The organism is Mycobacterium sp. SP-6446 (genome assembly GCF_001954045.1).
Taxonomy (GTDB): domain Bacteria; phylum Actinomycetota; class Actinomycetes; order Mycobacteriales; family Mycobacteriaceae; genus Mycobacterium.
Window position 1 is genome coordinate 21910 of the sequence record NZ_MBEM01000223.1, and the last position, 12649, is coordinate 34558.

Consider the following 12649-nt stretch of genomic DNA (forward strand, 5'->3'; position numbering starts at 1 on the left):
CGCAAAATCGACGCAAAATGGTACATAACGATTGTGTGTCAGAGCCGGTCAACACGCCTCGAGCACGGGCCTGTGCGCCATGACACCATGATGGCCGTGCCGAGTTCACGCCCGCCGCGCACCGCGCCCGTCGTCGCCATGGTCGGCGGCGGGCAGTTGGCCCGGATGACGCATCAGGCCGCCATCGCGCTGGGCCAGACGCTGCGCGTGCTGGCGACCGCGGCCGACGAATCGGCCGCGCAGGTCAGTCCCGACGTGGTGATCGGCTCGCACGCCGATCTCGAAGATCTGCGCCGGGTCGCCGCCGGAGCCGACGTGCTGACCTTCGACCACGAGCACGTCCCGACCGAACTGCTGGACAAGCTCGTCGCGGAAGGCGTCAATGTGGCGCCGCCGCCCCAGGCGCTGATACATGCCCAGGACAAGCTCGTCATGCGGAGGCGAATGGAGGCACTCGGCGCTCCGGTGCCCCGCTATGCCGAGATCCGAAGCGTCGACGAACTCGACACCTTCGCGCGGCGCATATCCGGCCCCGTGGTCGTGAAAGCGGTCCGCGGCGGATACGACGGGCGCGGGGTGCGGATGGCCCGCGACCCGTCGCACGCCCGCGAGATCGCGGCCACCTTCCTTGCCGATGGGGTGCCGGTGATGGCCGAGGAGCAGGTGAACCTGCGCCGCGAACTGTCGGCTCTGGTGGCGCGCTCGCCGTTCGGTCAGGGGGCGGCGTGGCCGGTCGTCGAGACCGTGCAACGAGACGGGATCTGCGTGCAGGTCATCGCGCCCGCGCCGGAGCTGCCCGAGGACCTCGCGTCGGCCGCGCAACGGCTGGCGTTGCGGCTGGCCGCCGACCTCGGCGTGATCGGCGTGCTCGCGGTCGAGCTGTTCGAGACGGTCGACGGCGCGCTGCTGGTCAACGAGCTCGCGATGCGCCCGCACAACTCCGGGCACTGGACCATGGACGGGGCCCGCACCAGCCAATTCGAACAGCATCTGCGCGCGGTGCTGGACTATCCGCTGGGCGACACCGACGCCATCGCGCCGGTCACGGTGATGGCCAACGTGCTCGGTGCCGCGCAGCCGCCGGCGATGACCGTCGACGAACGGTTGCACCATCTCTTTGCGCGCATGCCCGACGCCCGGGTTCACCTGTACGGCAAGGCCGAACGCCCCGGACGCAAGGTCGGGCACATCAATTTCCTGGGCGATTTCCCGGGCTCCGATGCCGCCGGCTTGGCGAAGCTGCGTGAACGCGCCGAGCTGGCCGCACACTGGTTGTCACACGGGCAATGGGCTGACGGATGGGATCCACATGGCTAGCGCCAGCGACGATGCAGAACAAAAGAGCGATGTGGGGGCACCTCCCGCTTGCGGGGGAGAGGAGTGGCGCCGAATGACCGAGCATCCGCGCGTAGCGGTGATCATGGGCAGCGACAGCGACTGGCCGGTGATGGGCGACGCGGCGGCGGCGCTGGCCGAGTTCGACGTACCGACCGAGGTGCGGGTCGTCTCGGCGCACCGCACCCCGGCGGAGATGCTCGACTACGCCCGCGGCGCGGCCGACCGCGGCATCGAGGTGATCATCGCCGGCGCCGGCGGCGCGGCCCACCTGCCCGGGATGGTCGCCTCGGCGACGCCGCTGCCGGTGATCGGCGTGCCGGTGCCGCTGGCACGGCTGGACGGCCTCGATTCCCTGCTGTCGATCGTGCAGATGCCGGCGGGCGTGCCGGTCGCGACGGTCTCCATCGGTGGCGCCCGCAACGCGGGCCTGCTGGCCGTGCGGATTCTCGGATCGTCCGACCCGGCGCTGCGCGCGCGGCTCGTCGCTTTTGCCGAGGAGCTGGCCGAGAGCGTGCGGGCCAAGGATGCGGCGCTGCGGAAGGGTCAGGGTAAAGTTACCGGCCAGTAGCCCGGCGACGAGGCGAGCTGGGTAATGGCCCGTGGGACAGCCGGGCAAATTTGGCAGAGTGCAAGGAGGCCAAGATGGCTCAGTGGGCCGGAGACCCCACATTCGACCTGTTCCAATTGCCCGAGGAGCACCAGGAGCTGCGGGCGGCGATTCGAGCGCTGGCGGAAAAAGAGATCGCGCCGCACGCCGGCGACGTGGACGAGAATTCGCGATTTCCGCAGGAGGCCCTCGACGCGCTGAACGCGTCCGGGTTCAACGCCGTCCACATCCCCGAGGAGTACGGCGGTCAGGGCGCGGACTCGGTCGCCGCGTGCATCGTGATCGAAGAAGTCGCGCGCGTCGACGGGTCCGCCTCGCTGATTCCCGCTGTCAACAAACTGGGCACCATGGGCCTGATCCTGCAGGGTTCCGAGGAGCTGAAGAAGCAGGTGCTGCCGTCGCTCGCCACCGAGGGCGCGATGGCCTCCTACGCCCTGAGCGAGCGCGAAGCCGGCAGTGACGCGGCGTCCATGCGGACCCGGGCCAAGGCCGACGGCGATCACTGGATTCTCAACGGCACCAAGTGCTGGATCACCAACGGCGGCATGTCGACCTGGTACACGGTGATGGCGGTGACCGATCCGGACCGGGGCGCCAACGGCATCTCGGCGTTCATGCTGCACAAGGACGACGAGGGATTCAGCGTCGGCCCGAAGGAAAAGAAGATGGGCATCAAGGGTTCGCCCACCACCGAGTTGTACTTCGAGAACTGCCGCATACCGGGCGATCGGATCATCGGCGAACCCGGCACCGGGTTCAAGACCGCACTGCAGACACTCGACCACACCCGCCCCACCGTCGGGGCGCAGGCCGTGGGCCTCGCGCAGGGCGCGTTGGACGCCGCCGTCGCCTACACCAAGGACCGCAAGCAGTTCGGCAAGTCGATCTCCGAGTTCCAGGGTGTGCAGTTCGAGCTGGCCGACATGGCGATGAAGGTCGAAGCGGCCCGGCTGATGGTGTACAGCGCCGCCGCGCGCGCCGAACGCGGCGAGCCGAATCTCGGATTCATCTCCGCGGCCGCGAAGTGCTTCGCCTCGGACACCGCGATGGACGTGACCGAGGCGGCCGTGCAGCTGTTCGGGGGCGCCGGATACACCACCGATTTCCCGGTCGAGCGGATGATGCGCGATGCCAAGATCACCCAGATCTACGAGGGCACCAACCAGATCCAGCGCGTCGTGATGTCGCGGGCGCTGCTGCGCTGATTCGGTGCTGATGCCGGCTGATCGGCAATTCGTTAGACATTCTCCAAATCGCACGTGGGACACCGGCGGCCCCGGTTATTATCGCGAACGTCATAACACTCGAGCCAGCGCAGGTTTGCCGCGGCGGCCAGGGGGTCTGAATGAGGGACACGGTCGTCCGTGCGTGCACCACATGACCGCCAACTGATCCCGGCGCGGGCCGCGGCCGCCGACTTCATGGTGGATCGGCGGACGCTGTCTTTGCTGCTCGTCGAGGATGATCGATCGGACGCGGTGCTGGTCGACGAGCTGATATCGGACGCCGTCACCGACATCAAGATGGTCTGGGCGCAATCGATGGCGCACGCGGAGCAGGAGCTATCGGCCGCGCGCCCCGATTGCGTGCTGCTGGACCTGAACCTGCCCGACGCCAGCGGAATCGACGCGCTCGACCGCATCGCCACACGGGATCCCACCGTCCCGATCGTCGTGCTGACCGGGCGCGACGACGAGCTGTTCGGTGCGAAGGCGGTCGCCGCCGGCGCGCAGGACTACCTGATCAAGGGGTCCGTCGAGCCCGAGATGCTGCGCCGCGCGCTGCTGTATGCGATCGAGCGAAAACGTGCCGAGCTCATCGCCGCGGACCTGCGTGCCAGCCAGGTCCGCGCGCGGGAGAACGCGTTGCTCGAGCGCGGCCTACTGCCGTCCGCGCTGCTGCTCGACGACCCGGGCGTCGACATCATCGCCCGCTACCGCCCAAGCCGCGAGAAGGCGCTGTTGTGCGGTGACTTCTACGACGTCGTACAAACTCCCGACCGGGTGGTGCACGTGCTGATCGGCGACGTCGCCGGGCACGGGCCGGACGAGGCGGCGTTGGGCGCGGCGCTGCGGATCGCCTGGCGCACGCTCACATTCGCCGGCGTCCACGGTGCGGACCGGATGCGGCAACTGGAGGGGGTGCTGCACGCCGAACGCGCCGAGATCGGCCTCTTCGCGACGGTGCTCAGCCTCGCGATACCGCCCGACGGCTCACCCATTGTCACGGTGCGGGCCGGTCATCCCGGGATGTTGCTGCACGGCCCCGGCACGGTGGAATGGGTCGAGCCGGATTTCGGGCCGGCTCTGGGCCTGCGCGCCGACGACTGGCCCGAGCACAAGGTGGAGCTGCCCGTCGATCATGCGCTCCTGCTGCTCACCGACGGACTGTTCGAGGGACATTCGGGGCAAGGCGACCGGCGCCTCGGCGAGGACGGCCTGCTCGAGCTGGGCCGGTCGCTCGCGGGACTGCCGGGCCCGGTGTTCGTCGACGCGCTGATCGACGGCGCCGAGGAATGTGCCCGATCCCACGGCGGGCTGACCGACGATATCGCGGTGCTCCGCGTCGAGCGGACCACCAGGTGACGACCGACCCCGACACTCCGGTGCGCGAACCACGGCTCACCGTGCTGGGATGGCAGGTCGTGGTCCTGTCCATCATGGGCGCAGTGGTGCTCGTCGGCGCTCTGACCGGATATGTGTTGCTCAATCGTACGGACGGGGTGTCGCGCGAGCTGAGCGACAACATTCGGCCGGCTCGCCTGGCCGCAAGCCAATTGCAGGCGGCGCTGCGCGACCAGGAAATCGGCGTCCGCGGGTATCTGATCTCCGCCAATCGCCAGTTCCTGGCGCCCTACTACGACGGGCAACGCGCCGAAGTGGCTGCGGCCGAAGACATCCGGCGCCACCTTGGCCGGCACGCCGACCTGATGGCCGACCTCGATGCCATCGAGAGGGCTGCCGGCGTCTGGCGGGCGAATTACACCGAGCCGCTCATCGCCAGCGTGGCCCCCAACACTCCCACCGTCATCAGCGGTGCCGCCGCGGAACGTGGCAAGGCCGAATTCGACCATCTGCGTGAGCTTTTCGACATGCAAAACACGCACCTGTTCCAGACGTGGGACAATACCGCCGCTGAGCTGAAGAGCGCCCAGGACTGGCGCAACGGGGTACTGGTCGCGATCCTGCTGCTGTTCGTCGTGACCGCGGGAGCCCTGGCCGCCCTGGTTCGAAGCACCGTCACCCTACCGCTGGCCGCGCTGGCCGCCGCCTGCCGGCGGATCACCAAGGGGGACTTCGGCGAAGTCATCGTGCCCCCGCGGCGGCCGAAGGACATTCGCGGCATCGCTACCGACGTGGAGAACATGCGGCAGAGGCTGGTGGAGGAACTCGACGCAATCCATTCGGCCCGAACGCAATTGCACGAGCGGGCGGTCGAATTGCGCCGTTCGAACACCGAACTCGAGCAGTTCGCCTACGTCGCGTCGCACGATCTGCAGGAACCTCTGCGAAAGGTCGCGTCGTTCTGCCAATTGCTGGAGAAGCGATACGGCGACCAGCTCGACGAGCGCGGCCTCGAGTACATCGGATACGCGGTCGACGGCGCGAAGAGGATGCAGGTGCTCATCAACGACCTGCTCACCTTCTCCCGCGTCGGCCGGCTGGGCAGCGTGCACACCGAGGTTGACCTTGATGCCGCGCTGCACACAGCACTGGAGAACCTGGCCGTCGCGATCCAGGAATCGGGCGCCGAGATCGTGCGGCCCACACAGCGGTTGCCGCGGATCGTCGGCGACCCCACCCTGCTGAGCATGCTGTGGCAGAACCTCATTGGCAATGCGGTGAAATTCCGGCTCGCCGAACGCACGCCGCGCATCGTCATCGAATGCCAGGCGGGCAGCGGTGAGCGCGATGGCCAATGGGTGCTGAGCGTGTCGGACAACGGCATCGGCATCGCCGAGGAGTTCACCGAGAAGGTCTTCACCATCTTTCAACGCCTGCACGGCCGTGAGCAGTACGCCGGGACGGGCATGGGTCTTGCCATGTGCAAGAAAATCGTCGAGCACCATGGCGGCACGATCCGAATCGACACGTCCTACACCGGCGGGACCCGCTTCGAATTCACTCTGCCGATTGTCCTCGGCGCACAACATCGGGAAACCTTAGAGGGAGCGCGACCTTGACACATGCAGGCAGACCAATTGACATCCTGCTCGTCGAAGACGATCCAGGAGACGAGCTCATCACTCGGGAAGCGTTCGAGCACAACAAACTTCAAAACAATCTGCACGTCGCACACGACGGCGAAGAGGGCCTGAACTACCTCTATCAGCGCAACGGGTACGAGGACGCGGTGCGCCCGGACCTGATCCTGCTCGATCTGAACCTGCCGAAATACGATGGGCGCCAACTGCTGGAAAAGATCAAGTCCGACTCCGACCTCTGCCGCATTCCCGTCGTCGTACTGACCACCTCCTCGGCGGAGGAAGACATCCTGCGCAGCTACAAGCTGCACGCCAACGCCTATGTCACCAAGCCGGTCGACCTCGACCAGTTCATGAAGGCGGTCCGGCAGATCGACGAGTTCTTCGTTCAGGTCGTCCGGCTGCCGGGCTTCTGAGCGCGCACACCTACCTTGCTGTCTCCGGTGCCCTGAGATACGTGCCGTTGTGTGCTCCGGCGGCGGGCGGGGGATCGGTGTTCACCGCGTCGAAGCTGGAGTAGCGCGCCGGGGTGCGGATCACCGTGATGGCCTCGTCACCGCTGCCGACGCGCAGGGCCAGGTCGTTCTCAGCGAACAGCGGGGTATCGACGACCTGCTTCCAGCTGTAGGCGAGGCAGGCCATCAGCCCGCCCTCGTGCAGCAGCTCGACCCATTCCGCGGCGGTCTTGGCGGCCAGGGCCGACTCGAGTTCCTCGGTCAGCTCCGGGTAGTTCAGCGCCCGCGCGCGCTGATCAACGAATCGCTCGTCGTCCAGCAGATCGGGCCGACCAATGATCTCGCACAGCTTGGCCCAATGCTTGGGCACATACGCGGACAGGACAAGATAGCCGTCGGATGCCCGGAAGGCGTCCGACGGCTGCGTGGCGAAACCAACTCCCTTGCGCTTCTTGGTATCTGGCTTGATTTCTGGCTTGGGTTTGGGCGGCTCGCTGGGCTTGTTCAGGTGCATTGTGAGCTGGTTGGCCTGCAGCCCCACCGCTACGTCGTACATCGCGACCCGGACCACGTCGGCCACCCCGTGACGCTCGCGGTTGAGCAGCGCGGCCAGCACCGCCTCGGCCAGCACGTGACCGCTGGCGTTGTCGACAAGCTGGAACGGGATGATCTGCGGTTTACCCGTGGGCGTGGGCATCCCGGTGGTCATGCCCGCCTCGGCCGCGACCATCAGGTCGACGCCCGGGCGCGTGCCGTGCGGGCCGTTACCGCCGAAAGCGCTCAGGCGGGCATAGATCAGTTTGGGGTTGCGCGATTGCAAGTCTTTGGGCCCCAACCCCATTCGTTCCATGACGCCGGGACGAAACCCCTCCAGCACGACGTCGGCGGTGTCGGCGAGCCGCAGTATCTGTTCCTTGACGTCGTCGTCGGTAAGATCCGCCGTCACCGACTTCTTGCCGCGGTTGTTCGGCAGGAAATACGTGGCCAGCGGCGGGCGACCGGGAAGGACCGCGGTAATCTGGCGGGCCGCCTCGCCGCCGGGCGCCTCGATTTTGATGACCTCGGCACCCAGGTCGGCCAGCACCTGCCCGGCCAGAGGCCCGGCCACATTCTGGGTGAAATCGAGTACCCGGAATCCGTCGAGGGGCTTCGCGGGCTTGCTGTTGGGCTCGCTGTCTGGCATGTCGGCCTCTAGTAGTAGTTCCTGCGAACCCAGGTGTTGTTGTCGGTTCGCGCCATGATTAGACAGAATAACGATACGGTCCCCGGGGCCCGACCGTGGCTGTGCAGTCGCTTAGTCGAGGCGATATCTGATGAGACGGGAGCTATTGGCCACCACCGCAACCGACGACGCGTTGTGCAGGATCGCCGCCAGCACGGGGGAGAGCGCCCCGCCCGCGCCGATGACCAGCCCGGCGGCGTTGACGGCGATGGACATGCCGTAGTTCTCGCGGATCACGTCGACCGCCCGGGAACCCAGGTCCCCGACGTCGAGCAGCCGATGCAGGTCGTCGTTGGCCAGGGCGACGTCGGCGGTTTCGACGGCGACGTCGGTGCCGGCCAGTCCCATCGCGATGCCGATGTCGGCGGCGGCCAGCGCCGGGGCGTCGTTGATGCCGTCGCCGACCATCCCGACGACATAACCCTCGCCCTGCAGTTCGCGCACCACCTCGAGCTTGTCCTCCGGCATCACCTCGGCGCGCCACTCGTCGATCCCGAGCTCGGCGGCGACGACCCGGGCGATGTCGGGATGATCCCCGGTGAGCATGACGATGCGGCGAATCCCGTTGGTCCGCAACTCCTTCAGCACCGCAGCCGCCTCGGGTCGCACCTCGTCGCGCAGGCTGATCAGCCCGACCAGGGTGCCGTCCACCGCGAGCAGCAGCGGGGTCTCCGCCTCGTTTCGCAGCTTGTCGACCCACTCCGAGGCCTTCTTCGACACCTTCACCTTTTCGGCCCGCAGCAGCGATGGGCTGCCCAGCAGCAGCGTCCGGCCGTCGGCCCAGGTCCGCATGCCCAGGCCCACCAGCACCTCGCACTCCTCGTGCGGCGGGATGGTGATGTGGCGTTCCTCGGTCGAGCGGATCACCGCTTCGGCCAGCGGGTGGCGCGAGTGAATCTCCGAGCTGGCCGCATACGCCAGCACCTGCTCGGGCTGCCAATCCTTATGCATTGCAACGATATTCGTCACGACCGGGCGCCCGACGGTCAGGGTCCCGGTCTTGTCGAAGACGATTGCGTCGACCCGGCCGGCCTGCTCCAGGTGGGAGCCGCCCTTGATGAGGATGCCGCGGCGCGCGCCATTGCCGATCGCGGCGCTGATCGCCGTCGGGGTGGCCAGGCCGACCGCGCACGGGCACGCGATCAGCAGCATGGTCATCGCCCGGCGGACGTCACCGGTGATCGCCAGGGTGATCGCCGACACGACGAACGAGGTGGGAACGAAACGGCGAGAGAAGTTTTCGCCGACCGTCTGGATGGGTGCACGGTCGTGCTGCGCCTCCTCGACGCGGGCGATGATGCGGCCGATGGTGGTCTGGTTGCCGACGGCCTCCGCGCGCACCACGAGGCGTCCGCGCACCACGACCGAACCGGCGTGCACGCGCGAGCCCACCACGACGCTGACCGGCAGGGTTTCCCCGGTGATCGCGGATTGGTCGACGACCGCCTCGCCGTCGACCACCTCCCCGTCCACGGGTATCGCGACGTGGTCGTGGACCACCACGTCGTCGCCGATCTCCACGCTGTCGATCGGCACCTGTATCTCGGTGCCCGCGCGCGGGCCCTCGGTGAGCCGGATCCACGCCGTGTCCTGGCTGCCGCGCAGCAGGTCGGAGATGGCCCGCCGGGTCCGGCGCAGCGTCAGATCCTGAAGGTACTCACCGATGTTGAGCAACCACAGCACGGTCAGCGCGACCACGTTCTCGCGCAGGATCAGGCTGGCCACGGTCGCGGCGGACACCAGCGCATCGGTGCCGGCCCTACCGGAACGCAGCGAGCGCAACGCGCCGCGCAGGAACGGGTAGCCGGTGAAGACGGTGACGCCGGTGGCGACCAGCCGGCCACTCGGGCCCAGCAGCGGCGGCCGGGCGAACACGTAGCGGCGCACGCCGAGCAGCGCCAGCGCAGCACCGCCGATGACCATGCGCAGCACGTCGGCGTTGCGGATCTCCGACGAATGCGGTGCCCGGGCCGGGATCAGTTCGGCGGCAACGCGTTCGGCGCCACTGATCGCCGCCAATATTGCGGGGCGGTCGCAGCGCTGGGGCGAATACCACACGACGACCGACCCGGTGCGCGGGTAGGCGTGCACGGTGCGCACGCCGTTCTCTTTGGCGACGGCCTCTTCGACCGCGACCGCGCGCCGCGAGTTGCCGCGGACCCAGCTGACCGAAACCCGCATGCGTCCGGCCGCGTCCGAAAGCACCGCCAGGGCAGGATCGTTCGCCTGTATCAAGCGATCAGTGCTCGTGAGCGTCGCTGATGGACGGGGTGGGCGCCTCCTCGCCGACGCGCTCGCGGGCTTCGGCCATGACGTCGGCGAGCTTGAGGCGGGCCGACTCGGCGGCTTCCTCGGCCTTGCGGGTGCCGCGCAAACCAAGCTCGGCCGCCGACACCGCGGTCTCGTGCAACGGCGCCTTGGCCACGGCCTTGCGCACCACCTCGTAGGCCGTCACGCCGACCAGTCCGGTGAACACCGTCCCGGCCGCCTTTGCCAATAGCCCGAACCCCGCCATTGCCTTACCTCCCTGTCGCCACGGCCTCAGCGCTGCTTTCCCGACCGTAACATCGAAATATTGCGATATCAATATGGATTGGGTTCAGAGGACGCGGGTTACCTTTTCGGTCTCGATCCGGCGCTGCAGAGCCGAGGGATCGGGATTGGCGACCTGCACCAGCGACCCGCCCACGGCCATGATGGCCAGCAGGTGATCCACCAACTCGGCAGGCCCGGGCCACGACGCGGTGGACAGCACGCGATCCTTCGACGTCAAACCGCTTGCCGCCGCGGAACTCTCACAGTCGGTCAGAATTTCTTCGGCGGCCCGGCCGTCCAGTGCGGGACCGGGATGGTGCTCCGGAACTATCTGGTCGCCGTGCACCCGCACCGCGGTCGCATAGTCGGTGACACCGATCGGCAGATCGGGTGCCGCGCGGCCGAACGGATCCAGCGACAGCACCGCCACCTCGGCCCCGGGCTCGACGAGCCCGTCCGCCTCCTGCAGCCGGTCGGCGGTGCACAGCGCCAAGTCAGCCGGGTCGCCCGCGCCGAGCACCGCCTCGGCGCCGATCCACCACACCCCGAACAAGACCGCCGCGGTCTGCCAGTGGGCCGGCAACAGGATCGCGATCCGGCTGGCCGGGCCGGCGCCGAGCTCGTCGCGCAGCAGGTTGCCGGTCTTGGCGGCCCAGTTCGCCAGCGTCACCGCGGACAGCTCGATGCGCTCGCCGGTGGCGTCGTCGTAGTAAGTGATGCGCGGACGGACCGGGTCGGCCCGCAACATCGGATCCAGGATCATCCCAGAAAGTGTTGTTAGCGTCGATTCATGCACCGCTTGGTCAGTTTATGCACTCCGGCTTGTCCGAGCCGGCGGTGAGGATCGGCGAGGGCGCCGGGACATTGGGGTCGGCGGCGGCCGCTTGGTCGGAAAGCTTGGCGGGCATGATCGTTCCGCTGCCGGACAGCCCGGAGCCCGGACCGGTGTAGTCGTTGGCCAGCACCACCTTGACCGCTCCGGGTGCCAGCGACGTATCCGGGACGACCGGCAACCCGCCGAGTTCCTTGGACACCTCCTGCGCGCCCAGGTCGTCGGTCTTGGCGGCCCGCACCTGGCTGCCCTGCACATGCCCGCCGTCGTTGTTGCCCACGGTACCGGTGACAAACCCCTTGGAGCTCAACACATCTGCCACCGCAGCGGCCAGCCCGTTGATGTCGGTGTCGTTGACGACGCTGGCCGTGGTCTTGGCGGGCGTGTACGCGAGCTCCTCGGTCTTGCCCTGAGCCTGATCGTTCAGCAGGCCGGCCACCCAGTCCGCGACCTGGTGTGCGTCCACCCGCACCACGCTTTGCGTGCCGTCGTCACTCCAGCCGGCGCCGTCGAGGACCGGGATGGTGGCGAACGCGACATTGCCCCCGGCCAGCTTCTGCATCTGCTGGACGAAATCCATGACATCCCAGCCCTGGGAGATCACCACGGAGCGCTGGACGGCGGCCTGCAAACGCTTCACCGTCGCCGGGCTGGACAGCGTCTTGCTCGAGATGATCTTGTGGGCCAGCGAGGCCATCACCACCTGCTGACGCACCACGCGGTCCAGGTCGCCGCGCGGCAGCTCGTGGCGCTGGCGGACGAAGCTGAGCGCCTGCGGACCGTCGAGCCTTTGCTGGCCGGCGGGAAAGTCGGCGCCCGAGAGTGGTTCGAACACAGGCTCTTTGAGGCAGACGTCGACGCCGCCGAGCGCGTCGGTGATCAACGCGAACCCGAGCAGCCCGATCTCGGCGTAGTGGTCGACGGTGACCCCGGTGAGGTCGGCGACGGTCTTGATCAGGGCATCGCGGCCGGCCTCGGTGCCCTGCGCCGCGGCTTCGGCGGCGGACGCGCCGGCCTTGACGAGGCTGACCCGCTTGGCCTCCCGGGTCTGGCCGTAGACGCCGTTGATCTTCGTCTTGCCCAATCCGGGGGCGGCGACGTAGGAGTCCCGCGGAATCGAGATCGCGGTGGCCGACTTCCCGTTGTTCGGTATCCGGACCAGGATGATGGTGTCGGTGTTGGTCGCTTCCTCGTCGCCGGCGCGCAGCGTTTCCAGTTCCTCGGCGGACAACGGGTTGCCGTGGGCGTCGGTGCGGCTGTCCATGCCGACCAGCAGGATGTCGATCGCGCCGTCGTCGCCGCCCTTGCCCAGCGAGGGTGCCGACATGTGGAAGATGCCGTCTTCGAAGGACCGAACGTTGTTCCAGGCGACCCCCGTGCCGATGACGACCAGGACGGCCAGGGCAGTGGCAACCGCACGAACCACACGTTGCACAGGCATCACATTAGGTTACTT

Annotated in this window: 10 protein-coding genes and 1 pseudogene; 6 read left to right on the forward strand and 5 right to left on the reverse strand. The window is 67.9% G+C overall.

All coding sequences use genetic code 11. The features are described from left to right. Positions 1–87: 87 nt before the first annotated feature. The 6 genes and pseudogenes from A5736_RS19805 to A5736_RS19830 all read left to right on the forward strand — a co-directional run. A pseudogene (locus A5736_RS19805) lies at positions 88–1393 on the forward strand (5-(carboxyamino)imidazole ribonucleotide synthase); the annotation flags it as partial. Continuing rightward, positions 1391–1906: a 5-(carboxyamino)imidazole ribonucleotide mutase gene (gene purE, locus A5736_RS19810; protein ID WP_076248119.1), complete on the forward strand. Its 516-nt coding sequence runs from the start codon at positions 1391–1393 to the stop codon at positions 1904–1906. The pseudogene A5736_RS19805 and the gene purE, both read left to right, overlap by 3 nt. Positions 1907–1980: 74 nt before the next feature. Further along, positions 1981–3150, forward strand: coding sequence for an acyl-CoA dehydrogenase (locus A5736_RS19815; RefSeq protein WP_076248121.1), 1170 nt, complete (start codon positions 1981–1983; stop codon positions 3148–3150). A 216-nt stretch (positions 3151–3366) separates the two neighbouring features. Next, positions 3367–4530 carry a PP2C family protein-serine/threonine phosphatase gene (locus tag A5736_RS19820; protein WP_076125778.1) on the forward strand — a complete coding sequence of 388 codons (1164 nt, stop codon included), beginning with the start codon at positions 3367–3369 and terminating at the stop codon, positions 4528–4530. A 74-nt stretch (positions 4531–4604) separates the two neighbouring features. Next, the gene (locus A5736_RS19825) at positions 4605–6128 is read left to right on the forward strand and encodes an ATP-binding protein (RefSeq protein ID WP_254848413.1); all 1524 of its coding nucleotides are present in this window, start codon (positions 4605–4607) and stop codon (positions 6126–6128) included. Then, complete coding sequence (locus A5736_RS19830; protein WP_076125621.1) at positions 6125–6565, forward strand: response regulator; 441 nt, start codon at positions 6125–6127, stop codon at positions 6563–6565. Before A5736_RS19825 ends, A5736_RS19830 begins: the two co-directional genes overlap by 4 nt. Before the next feature lie 10 nt (positions 6566–6575). Here A5736_RS19830 and A5736_RS19835 read toward each other — a convergent pair whose 3' ends face one another. The 5 genes from A5736_RS19835 to A5736_RS19855 all read right to left on the reverse strand — a co-directional run bounded on the left by A5736_RS19835 (position 6576) and on the right by A5736_RS19855 (position 12637). Further along, the gene (locus tag A5736_RS19835; RefSeq protein ID WP_076248126.1) at positions 6576–7787 is read right to left on the reverse strand and encodes a CoA transferase; all 1212 of its coding nucleotides are present in this window, start codon (positions 7785–7787) and stop codon (positions 6576–6578) included. A gap of 111 nt (positions 7788–7898) precedes the next feature. Continuing rightward, entirely contained in the window at positions 7899–10007 is a 2109-nt protein-coding gene (gene ctpC, locus A5736_RS19840; RefSeq protein ID WP_139333450.1) for a manganese-exporting P-type ATPase CtpC, read from the reverse strand. Positions 10008–10065: 58 nt separating this feature from the next. Further along, positions 10066–10341, reverse strand: coding sequence for a DUF1490 family protein (locus tag A5736_RS19845; RefSeq protein WP_076125628.1), 276 nt, complete (start codon positions 10339–10341; stop codon positions 10066–10068). 84 nt (positions 10342–10425) lie between these two features. Beyond that, entirely contained in the window at positions 10426–11124 is a 699-nt protein-coding gene (locus A5736_RS19850; protein WP_371328396.1) for a TIGR03089 family protein, read from the reverse strand. 40 nt (positions 11125–11164) lie between these two features. After that, positions 11165–12637 (reverse strand): LCP family protein, encoded by a 1473-nt coding sequence (locus A5736_RS19855; protein WP_371328397.1) that lies wholly within the window; start codon positions 12635–12637, stop codon positions 11165–11167. Between the last annotated feature and the right edge of the window lie 12 nt (positions 12638–12649).

Bases quoted from the DNA above. Each gene is read 5' to 3' on its own strand.
- A5736_RS19820 (WP_076125778.1), top strand. From the start codon at position 3,367: ATGGTGGATCGGCGGACGCTGTCTTTGCTGCTCGTCGAGGATGATCGA.
- purE (WP_076248119.1), top strand. From the start codon at position 1,391: ATGACCGAGCATCCGCGCGTAGCGGTGATCATGGGCAGCGACAGCGAC.
- A5736_RS19850 (WP_371328396.1), bottom strand. From the start codon at position 11,124: ATGATCCTGGATCCGATGTTGCGGGCCGACCCGGTCCGTCCGCGCATC.
- A5736_RS19845 (WP_076125628.1), bottom strand. From the start codon at position 10,341: ATGGCGGGGTTCGGGCTATTGGCAAAGGCGGCCGGGACGGTGTTCACC.
- A5736_RS19815 (WP_076248121.1), top strand. From the start codon at position 1,981: ATGGCTCAGTGGGCCGGAGACCCCACATTCGACCTGTTCCAATTGCCC.
- A5736_RS19825 (WP_254848413.1), top strand. From the start codon at position 4,605: ATGGGCGCAGTGGTGCTCGTCGGCGCTCTGACCGGATATGTGTTGCTC.
- ctpC (WP_139333450.1), bottom strand. From the start codon at position 10,007: ATGCGGGTTTCGGTCAGCTGGGTCCGCGGCAACTCGCGGCGCGCGGTC.
- A5736_RS19835 (WP_076248126.1), bottom strand. From the start codon at position 7,787: ATGCCAGACAGCGAGCCCAACAGCAAGCCCGCGAAGCCCCTCGACGGA.